Below are 8433 nucleotides of genomic sequence, written 5' to 3'. Positions count from 1 at the left end.
GCGGCGGGGGTTGCGGCGGGGGGGACATGGCGGCAGGCGATCCTCGGCGGCAAGGCCGCCAGCCTCGCGGGATCGCGCCGGACACGTCGGCACGACCCGTCGATCTGGCGACAGGGCGTGCGTTGGTTGACGTGAACGCTTACGGCGGACCGGTGCGGGGTGGGCCCCGCCGGCCAGCGATGCTGCTGCTATGCCGGAACCCCGCGCCCGCCGCAAGGTCCCGGCGGCGGGCGCGGCGGCGCTCCAGCCGTGCGCCGCCGGCATGGCGCGGCGCCTCAGGGCGTGATCAGGATGGCGCCGCCGGCCCGCCGCGCTTCCGCCGCCTCATGCACCGCCACGATGTCGCTGAGGGAAAAACGCTGGCCGATGTCGACGCGGACATGGCCGCGGGCGATGGCGTCGAACAGGTCGGCGGCATGGGCCTGCAGCGCCAGCGGATCGGCGTTGCGCGGGAAGACCGAGGGCCGCGTGAGGTAGAGCCCGCCCTTCGCCCCCAGCGTCTCGACATCGATCGGCGGCGCCTTGCCCGAGGCGGCGCCATAGCTGACCACCAGCCCATAGGGCGCGGCGCAGTCCAGCGATTTTTCCAGGGTGTCCTTGCCCACCGCGTCGTAGACGACGCGCGCCTTGCGCCCGCCGGTGGCGCGCAGGAAGGCGGCCGGCCAGTCCGCGTCGTTCAGGTCGATCACCGCCTTGCAGCCCGCCTCCAGCGCCGCGGGGATCTTGGCGGGCGTGCCGGTGGTGCCGATCACCTCGGCGCCGAGCGCGGTGGCCCAGCGGGTCAGGATCTGCCCGACGCCGCCGGCGGCGGAATGCACCAGCAGCAGCTCGCCCGGCTGCACGGCATGGGTGGCGCGCAGCAGGTACTGCGCCGTCAGCCCCTTGAACAGCAGGGTGGCGGCGGCTTCGTCGCTGACGGCGTCAGGAAGTTTGACCAGCTTGTCGGCCGCGACGTTGCGCGCCTCGGCATAGGCGCCGACGCCGGCATTCATGGTGGCGACGCGGTCGCCGATGGACAGGCCGGCCACATCCGGGCCCAGCGCCTCGACCACGCCCGCCGCCTCGAAGCCCAGGCCGGTGGGCAGCGGCAGCGGGTAGAGGCCCCTGCGCTGGTAGATGTCGATGAAGTTGAAGCCGATGGCCGTTTGCCGCAGCAGCACCTGGCCGGGGCCGGGCGGCGGCAGCGCCCCGGCCACCAGGGTCATGACGGCGGGCGGGCCGAATTCGCGGATCTCGACGCGGCGGCTCTGGGTCATGGGGAGGCTTTCCTCGCTTCTGTCCGCGCCATCGGTAGGCTATGCGCTTTCCGCCGATAATCGGGCGAGGGCGAAAAACACCCGTGCAGGATCTGCAGGAATTGTCTGCGCTGCTCGCCGTCGCCGAGGCCGGCAGCTTCACCGCCGCGGCCGAGAGGATGGGGCGCGACGCCTCGGTGCTGTCGCGGCGGGTGGCGGCGCTGGAGCAGTCGCTCGGCGTGCGGCTGCTGACCCGCACCACCCGCCGCGTCAGCCTGACCGAGGCCGGGGCCGCCTATTGCCGCCGCATCCAGCCCTTGCTGGAAGAGCTCGCCAGTGCCGGCCGCGAGGCCAGCGAGCATGCCGCCCGGCCGCAGGGGCTGGTGCGGGTCTCGCTGCCGGTGACCTTCGGCCGGCACTGGGTGGCGCCGCTGGTGCCGCGCTTCCTGCTGGAGCATCCGGAGATCCGGCTGGAGCTGCGCTTCTCCGACCGGGTGGTCGACCTGGTGGCCGACGGCTTCGACCTGGCGATCCGCGTCGCCGCCCGGCCGCTGCGCGACAGCTCGCTGACGCTGCGGCGCATCGCCGGCTATCGCAACATGCTGGTGGCCGCCCCGTCCTACCTGGCGGTGGCGGGCGTGCCGCAAGCGCCGGAGGAGCTGGCGCGCCACGCCTGCCTGGGCTTCACCGGCCATGCCGACTACCCCGACTGGGTGCTGGCCAGGGGCGAGGCGCGGCACCGGCTGCGCCCCGCCTTCCGCCTGGCGACCGATCTTTCCGAGATGGCGCTGCAGGCGGCGGTGGAGGGCGCCGGCATCACCCTGACCCCCGACTGGCTGGCCGGCCCCGGGCTGCGCGACGGGCGACTGGCGGAAATCCTGCCGGGCTGGGGCGGGCCGGGGCAGGGCGGGGTCTATGCCGTGCTGCCGCCGGGGCATCTGGTGCCGGCGCGGACCCGGCTTTTCGTCGAGGCGGTGACGAAGGCGATCCGCGCCGGCTGGCGATGAGGCTCAATGCGCCGCCGCGGTCGGGCGGATGACCATCTCGTTGACGTCGACATCCGCCGGCTGCTCCAGCGCGAAGCGCACCGCGCGGGCGATGGCCGAGGGCTGCAGCGCGATGGCGCGGTAGTCGCGCATCGCCGCCGCCGCCGCGGGGTCGGTGATGCTGTCGGCCAGCTCGCTGTCCACCACGCCCGGATGGATGCAGGTGACGCGGATCTGCCGGTTCTCCTGGCGCAGACCGTCGGAGATGGCGCGCACCGCGAATTTGGTGGCGCAATAGACCGCGGCGGTCGGCACCACCGCCAGCGCGCCGATCGAGGCGATGTTCACCACATGGCCGCTGCCGCGCGCCGTCATCTCCGGCAGCACGGCGGCGATGCCATAGAGCACGCCCTTGATGTTGACATCGACCATGCGGTCCCATTCCTCGACCAGCAGCGAGGCCATGGGCGAGAGCGGCATGACGCCGGCATTGTTGACGACCACGTCGACCCGGCCCCAGGCGGCGCGGGCGGCGTCCGCGAAGCGGGCGACATCGGCGCGGTCGGTGACGTCGAGGCGCTGCGCCTGCGCCTGGTGGCCGGCGGCACGCAGCTCGGCGGCCAGGGCCTCGACGCGGTCGAGGCGGCGGGCGCCGAGCATGACGCGGGCGCCGGCCGCGGCCAGCTCGCGGGCGATGGCCTGGCCGATGCCGCTGGAGGCGCCGGTGATCAGAACGACCTTGTCCATGGGATCCTCTTCCCTCTCGGTGGTGGCGATGAGGTAGAGAGGTGGAAGGGGAAAGAAAATCCGTCCAATATTGACGGGCCTGGTAAGCAGGATGAACGAATGGACCTGAATGCCTTCGCCGTCTTCGTAGCCGTCGCCGAGGCGCGCAGCTTCCGCGCCGCGGCCGACGCCCTGGGCGTCACCCGCCCGGCGGTCAGCCAGGCGGTGCGCAAGCTGGAGCATTCGCTCGGCATCGCGCTGCTGCAGCGGACCACCCGCAGCGTGGCGCCGACCGAGGCGGGGGCGGCGCTGCTGGCCTCGCTGGCGCCGGCGCTGACGGAGATCCGGGCGGCCGCACAGGCGGCGCAGGACAGCCAGGGCGCACCGCGGGGCCGGCTGCGGCTGGCCGTCTCCACCATCGCCGAGAGTTTTCTCTCCGGGCCGCTGCTGGCGGGATTCCTGGAGACATTCCCCGAGGTGCAGCTCGACATCACCCTGACCGACGAGGAATTCGACATCGTCGCCGCCGGCTATGACGCCGGCGTCCGGCTGGGCGAGGTGATCGAGCAGGACATGGTGGCGGTGCCGGTCTCCGGGCCGCAGCGGCAGATGGCGGTGGCAGCACCCGCCTATCTGGCGCGGCAGGGCGTGCCGGCGCATCCGCGGGAGCTGCCGGCGCATCGCTGCATCGGCTGGCGCCCGGCGCCGAACCTGCCGCCCTATCGCTGGGAATTCTTCGAAGGGGACCGCGAATTCGACGTTGCGGTGGCGCCCGAGGTGACCACCAACGACATGGGGCTGATGATCCGCCTGGCCGTCGCCGGCGGCGGCATCACCTTCGGCATGGCCGACACCTTTTCCGCCGCCATCGCCCGCGGCGAGCTGGTCGAGGTCTTGGGCGATTTCTCCGGCAGCTTCCCGGGCTTCTTCCTGTATTTCCCGTCGCGGAAGAACCTGGCGCCGAAGCTGCGGGCGCTGGTGGACCATCTTCGCGCAGCACGCCAGGCACGCTGACAGGAAGCGAAACGATTCCGCCGCGGCGGTGTTCAGGGCGGATGCCTTTCACCACCCGCCCCGACAAGACGCGCAGCCCCGACGACGCCGCCCTGGCGGCGCGGCTGCGGCTGCACCAGCGCATCCTGCGCGATTTCGGCCGGCTGGCGCTGGAGGAGCCGGAGATCGGCCCGCTGCTGCAGCGCGCGGCGGCGCAGGCGGCGCGGGCCACCGGCGTCGCCCATACCAAGATCCTTCGCTACCGGCCGGAGCAGGGTGACCTGCTGACCGAGGCCGGGGTGGGGTGGAAGCCCGGCGTGGTCGGGCGCAGCCGGCTGGGCACCGACCCGGCCTCGCCGGCCGGGCGCGCGCTGCAGACCGGCGACGCGGTGGTGGTCGAGGATGTGCGCAGCCACCCGGAATACCGCGCCGAGCCGGTGCTGGTCGAGCACGGGCTGGTGGCGCTGCTGAATGTCTGCATCTCCTTCGACAACCGGGCCTGGGGCGTGTTCGAGGTGGACAGCCAGGAGCCCGGCCATTTCGACGCGCTGGATGTCGAGTTCCTCGAGACCTTCTGCTGCCTGCTGGCGGCGGCGCTGTACCGCCGCGAGGCGATCGTCCGGGCGCAGCAGGCGGCGGCGGCCGAGGCGCTGCGGTCGGAGCAGCGCGGCCTGCTGCTGGCCGAGCTGCAGCACCGGGCGAAGAACAACCTGGCGCTGATCTCGGCCATGCTGTCGCGCGAGCGCCGCGCCGCCCGGCGGGCGGAGGATGCGGGCAGCGTCGAGCGGCTCGGCCGGCTGATGCAGCAGGTCAATGCCATCGGCCTGGCGCAGGGCCGGCTGGTGGTGGTCGAGGAGGGCGGCGAGGGCGCGGCGACCGACCTGGCCGGCTATCTGCGCAGCCTGCTGGGCAGCCTGGAGCTCAGCTTCGAAGGGCGGATCGGCTTCGAGATGGCGCTGGAGCCCTGCCTGCTGCCCTTCGACACCACGGTGGCGATCGGGCTGATGGTGAACGAGCTGGTGACCAACGCCGCCAAGCACGCCTATGCGGAAGGCGAGCAAGGGGTGGTGCGGGCCCGGCTGCAGCTGGACAGCGACCGGGCGGAAGGGATGCTGACCATCGCCGACGAGGGCCGCGGCATGGACCCGGCCGCGGTCGAGGCGCGGCGGGCGGCGGGGGGCCAGGGCACCGAGCTGGTGCGCTACCTGGCGCGGCAGATCGGCGGCGAGATCGAGCAGGATCCGGTGGCGCGCGGCGCCAGCATCACGCTGCGCTTTCCCTGCCTGGCCTGAACGTCCGCACCGCCGTCAGCGGCGGGCGCGACGCTCCGACATGGTGAAGAGGATGCCGCCGCCGATCAGCGCCAGGCCGGCGGCATGGAAGGGCTGCAGCCTCTCGCCCAGGAAGGCGACGGCGAGGACGCTGCCGAAGAGCGGCATCAGGTGGATGAACTGGCCGGCGCGGTTGGCGCCGATCAGCTCCACGCCGCGGGTGAAGAACATGTAGGAGAGCAGCGAGGGGAAGACCGCCAGATAGGCGATGGCCGCCAGCGCCACCCCGCCCGGGGCCACGGCGCCGCCCCGGGCGGCCTCGTAAGCGAAGCCCGGCAGCAGGGTGAGCAGCGTCAGAAAGATGCCGCTGGCCATGAAGCTCAGCGGGTGGATGCGCGGGCGCAGCTTCAGGCAGGCGGAATAGACCGCGTAACAGAGCACGGCGCCGAGCACCCAGAGGTCGCCCGGATGCAGCTGCAGCCGCAGCAGGTCGTCCACCGAGCCGTGACCGGCGATGGCGGCGACGCCGGCGATGGAGAGCAGCACGCCGATGACCTGGCGCGGCCGCGGCCGCTCGCCGAACAGGGCGAAGGAGCAGGCCAGGATGGCGACCGGGATGACCGATTGCAGCAGCAGCCCGTTCACCGCCTGGGTCGAGCGCAGCCCCTGATAGACCATGACGCTGAAGGCGGCGATGCCGGCCACCGAATAGGCCAGCAGGGCCAGCGGATGCCGCTTCAGCACCGGCCAGTCGCGCCGCAGATGCGGCCAGGCGAAGGGCAGCAGCAGGGCCAGCGCCAGCAGCCAGCGCCAGAAGGCCAGGAAGAAGGGCGAGGCGATGCCGCTGACCGCGCGGCCGACGATGAAGTTGCCCGACCAGAACAGCGCCGCCAGCGGCAGCAGCAGATAGGGGGCGGCCCAGAGCCGGAGGGCCAGGCGGGCGGCGGGCCCCGGGTGGTCGGCGGCGGTGGCGGCAGGCGGCATGCGGGGTCTCCTGCCTCCAGGCCTAGGCCGCGGCCGGGGGGAGGGCAAGCGCCATGCTGCATTGCAGCGCATGCGCGCTTCACAAGCGCTCAAGCTCAAGGAAATGCGCGGGCCGGGCCCATCGACGGAGCTTGGCGCCGGGTGTGAAAGGAACGATCCGTTGACCCGATGAGGTGCCCGCCGTGATCCGTGCCGCTCTTCCCCTGTTGACCGCCGCCCTGCTGGCCGCCTGCGCGCCACAGCCCTCCGATGTGGCTGGCGATCCGGTGCTGTCGAAGGCGGGGTCCGGGGCCGGCGCCGTGGTCAGCGGTCCGGTCTCCAGCGGCGGCGGGTCGCCGCTGCTGCAGGCGATGCGGCAGGATCCGGACGGGACGGATATCGCGACCGTCTTCAGGATGTTCTGCCTGGAGCGGTTTCCGGCGCGCAACCTGATGGCGGGGGAGATGCCGCCGGGGACGAGCTCGGCGGCGATGTCGCCGCAGCAGGTGCGGCAGTACCTGCGCGACGATCCGGGGGTGGGGTGGTGGTACCAGACGCCCTTCGGCACCTATGCCGTGACGGTGGAGGCGCCACCCTTCTTCGCCTGCGCCGTGCGCCGCAACTATCCCTCGGTGCCCGGCTACAACGCTGTCTATCAGGAGGCTCTGCGGCGCTGGGTGGAGGCCGAGGGCCGTGGCCCCTTGCGCAGCGAGATGGGCTTGGCGCCGGCGAGCAACCAGAACACCCTGGCCTATGCCCGCCAGGTGCCTGGCCCGCGCCCCGAGGTGCTGATGCGGCTGGAGACGCAGCTGTCCGCGCGCCAGGTGGAGGTGCGGCTGGTCCGCCAGATCCCCAACACCCCGGTTCGTGGCGCGACGCAGCCTTTCTGACGTGGGGGTCCGGGGGCATTCAATGCCCCCGGATTCTTGCTTGCTCAGGCCGTCGCCAGCAGCGCCACGCCGATGGAGATGAGCCCGATCGCCGCGATCTTCTGGTTGCCCAGGCTTTCGCCGAAGACGAAGTAGCCGACGAGGGCGATGACGACGTAGGAGGCGGCGGTGCAGGGCAGCGCCACGCTCATCGGGATCTTTCTCAAGGCCACGATGTAGAGCATGGCCGCGCCGCCGTAGCAGACCAGGCCGATCATGGTCTGCGGCCGGAACAGCTGGGCGATGAAGCTGCCTTCGTCGGTCGCCCCCGCCTTCAGCAGCACCTGCCCGACCAGCGAGGTGCAGATCGCGGCGGCGAGCACCAGCCAATAGGCCATCATCAGGAGGGGTCCCGCGCCGGGATGACGTCGCGCACGACGCCCTGCGGCTTGCCATTGGCCGAGAGGAAGGCGCGGCCGAGATACTCGCCCATGACGCCGAGGACGAAGAACTGCACGCCGGCGACCAGCAGCGTGGTGGTCATCACCGAGGCCCAGCCGGAGGGGGTTTCCGCCGTCAGCGCCTCGATGATGGTGAAGATGGCGCCGATGACGCCGAGCACGCCCATGGCCAGGCCCGCGAACATGGCCAGGCGCAGCGGCATCAGCGAGAAGTTGGTGGCCAGGTTCAGCCAGAGCCGGATCAGCCGGCGCAGCGTGTAGTTGCTGCGGCCTTCCATGCGGGCCAGGTGCTTGACCTCGATGCTGTCGATCCGCTGGGTGACCTGCATGATCAGCCCGTCGATATAGGGGTAGGGGCCGCGGTAGCGGGCGATCTCGCGCATCACCAGATGCGACATGCAGCGGAAGGAGGAGAGGTAGAGGCCGCGCGGCTTGTCCATCAGCTGGTCGGCCACCCAGTTGGCGAAGCGCGAGCCCAGGTTGCGCCAGCCCTCGTGCTCCTTCTTGGCGTAGCGGGTGTAGACCACGTCCCAGTTGCCGAGGCGGGCATGGTCGTAGAGCCGCAGCACCTCCTCGGGCGGGTTCTGCAGGTCGTCGTCCATGGTGATGACGTAATGGCCGCGGGCATGGCGCAGGCCGGACATGACCGCGTTGTGCTCGCCGAAGTTGCGGGCGTGCTCGACATAGGTCAGCCGCACGCTGGCCGTCGCCGCGAGCTGCCGGCAGACCTCGTCGCTGTTGTCCGGGCTGCCGTCATTGACCAGCACGATCTCGATGCCGCCCTCGGGCTGCAGCGCCGAGAGGGCGGCGACCAGGCGGCCCACCGTGTCGGCGCCGCGATAGACCGGCACGACGATGGACAGGCCGAGGCTGGGGGAGGCGGCGGCGGGGGTCATGGCGGTCTGGTTCCGGGCGAGAAGGCTGATCAG

General features: G+C 72.1%; 9 protein-coding genes. 4 read left to right on the top strand and 5 right to left on the bottom strand.

Annotated elements, in window-relative coordinates:
- Positions 1-275: 275 nt before the first annotated feature.
- Complete coding sequence (locus BKE38_RS28805; protein WP_076960555.1) at positions 276-1256, bottom strand: quinone oxidoreductase family protein; 981 nt, start codon at positions 1254-1256, stop codon at positions 276-278.
- 83 nt (positions 1257-1339) lie between these two features.
- Here BKE38_RS28805 and BKE38_RS28800 point away from each other — a divergent pair, with 83 nt between their 5' ends.
- Entirely contained in the window at positions 1340-2242 is a 903-nt protein-coding gene (locus BKE38_RS28800; RefSeq protein WP_207553719.1) for a LysR family transcriptional regulator, read from the top strand.
- A gap of 3 nt (positions 2243-2245) precedes the next feature.
- On the opposite strand, the gene BKE38_RS28795 is transcribed toward BKE38_RS28800, so the two are convergent.
- The gene (locus BKE38_RS28795; protein ID WP_076960553.1) at positions 2246-2968 is read right to left on the bottom strand and encodes an SDR family oxidoreductase; all 723 of its coding nucleotides are present in this window, start codon (positions 2966-2968) and stop codon (positions 2246-2248) included.
- Between the two features lie 99 nt (positions 2969-3067).
- Between BKE38_RS28795 and BKE38_RS28790 the strand changes: the two genes are divergently transcribed.
- Complete coding sequence (locus BKE38_RS28790; protein ID WP_076960552.1) at positions 3068-3961, top strand: LysR family transcriptional regulator; 894 nt, start codon at positions 3068-3070, stop codon at positions 3959-3961.
- A 41-nt stretch (positions 3962-4002) separates the two neighbouring features.
- The gene (locus BKE38_RS28785; RefSeq protein ID WP_076960551.1) at positions 4003-5232 is read left to right on the top strand and encodes a sensor histidine kinase; all 1230 of its coding nucleotides are present in this window, start codon (positions 4003-4005) and stop codon (positions 5230-5232) included.
- A 15-nt stretch (positions 5233-5247) separates the two neighbouring features.
- Here BKE38_RS28785 and BKE38_RS28780 read toward each other — a convergent pair whose 3' ends face one another.
- Complete coding sequence (locus tag BKE38_RS28780) at positions 5248-6195, bottom strand: DMT family transporter (RefSeq protein WP_076960550.1); 948 nt, start codon at positions 6193-6195, stop codon at positions 5248-5250.
- Between the two features lie 182 nt (positions 6196-6377).
- Between BKE38_RS28780 and BKE38_RS28775 the strand changes: the two genes are divergently transcribed.
- Entirely contained in the window at positions 6378-7064 is a 687-nt protein-coding gene (locus BKE38_RS28775; protein ID WP_131829783.1) for a hypothetical protein, read from the top strand.
- Positions 7065-7108: 44 nt separating this feature from the next.
- Here the strand turns inward: BKE38_RS28775 and BKE38_RS28770 are convergent, their stop codons facing one another.
- On the bottom strand, positions 7109-7444 hold the full coding sequence (locus tag BKE38_RS28770) for a DMT family transporter (RefSeq protein ID WP_076960548.1): 336 nt from the start codon (positions 7442-7444) through the stop codon (positions 7109-7111).
- Positions 7444-8400 carry a glycosyltransferase family 2 protein gene (locus tag BKE38_RS28765; RefSeq protein ID WP_076960556.1) on the bottom strand — a complete coding sequence of 319 codons (957 nt, stop codon included), beginning with the start codon at positions 8398-8400 and terminating at the stop codon, positions 7444-7446. The genes BKE38_RS28770 and BKE38_RS28765 overlap by 1 nt, the downstream gene beginning before the upstream one ends.
- Positions 8401-8433 lie beyond the last annotated feature (33 nt).

It is taken from the genome of Teichococcus deserti, assembly GCF_001982615.1.
Lineage (GTDB): Bacteria > Pseudomonadota > Alphaproteobacteria > Acetobacterales > Acetobacteraceae > Pseudoroseomonas > Pseudoroseomonas deserti.
The sequence above is the reverse complement of the archived record's forward strand: the minus strand, read 5'-3'. Positions and strand labels throughout refer to the sequence as shown.

Excerpts from the sequence above, each read along its gene's own strand:
- BKE38_RS28765 (WP_076960556.1), bottom strand. The coding sequence starts at position 8,400 with ATGACCCCCGCCGCCGCCTCCCCCAGCCTCGGCCTGTCCATCGTCGTG.
- BKE38_RS28795 (WP_076960553.1), bottom strand. The coding sequence starts at position 2,968 with ATGGACAAGGTCGTTCTGATCACCGGCGCCTCCAGCGGCATCGGCCAG.
- BKE38_RS28790 (WP_076960552.1), top strand. The coding sequence starts at position 3,068 with ATGGACCTGAATGCCTTCGCCGTCTTCGTAGCCGTCGCCGAGGCGCGC.
- BKE38_RS28785 (WP_076960551.1), top strand. The coding sequence starts at position 4,003 with ATGCCTTTCACCACCCGCCCCGACAAGACGCGCAGCCCCGACGACGCC.
- BKE38_RS28805 (WP_076960555.1), bottom strand. The coding sequence starts at position 1,256 with ATGACCCAGAGCCGCCGCGTCGAGATCCGCGAATTCGGCCCGCCCGCC.
- BKE38_RS28780 (WP_076960550.1), bottom strand. The coding sequence starts at position 6,195 with ATGCCGCCTGCCGCCACCGCCGCCGACCACCCGGGGCCCGCCGCCCGC.
- BKE38_RS28770 (WP_076960548.1), bottom strand. The coding sequence starts at position 7,444 with ATGATGGCCTATTGGCTGGTGCTCGCCGCCGCGATCTGCACCTCGCTG.